This is a genomic window from Gilliamella sp. Pra-s60 (assembly GCF_009795755.1).
Lineage (GTDB): Bacteria > Pseudomonadota > Gammaproteobacteria > Enterobacterales > Orbaceae > Gilliamella.
In genome coordinates this window covers 1-272 of sequence record NZ_WTFA01000067.1, presented here as the reverse complement: position 1 = coordinate 272, position 272 = coordinate 1, and the positions used below count along the sequence as shown (strand labels likewise).

Here is a 272-nt window from a genome sequence, read left to right as displayed (position 1 = left end):
ATACAAACCATCTGCTCCTGTAGTAGGAAAGTTCCTGTCGTAAGATGATGGACTTGTTGACTGAACTAAAAAGCCCTTACTAGGATTCCATATGTTAGCTGGACCTGCATAGCGGGGGTCGCTCCCAGTACCGCCCATGAACAAATTCGGCCTGACCGAACAAATACCGGTATACTCATATGGGTTGATATAATAATCCACCGTTGCGCCACTAAAACTACTACTCCTTGGTACCCCATACTGCGTACTTAATGTGCCACCTGTACTTGTTA

The 272-nt window shown here is 45.6% G+C and carries 1 protein-coding gene; it reads right to left on the bottom strand.

The window, feature by feature from the left end:
- A partial coding sequence (locus GQ596_RS11025; RefSeq protein WP_160401765.1) for a hypothetical protein occupies positions 1-272 on the bottom strand: 272 nt, incomplete at both ends.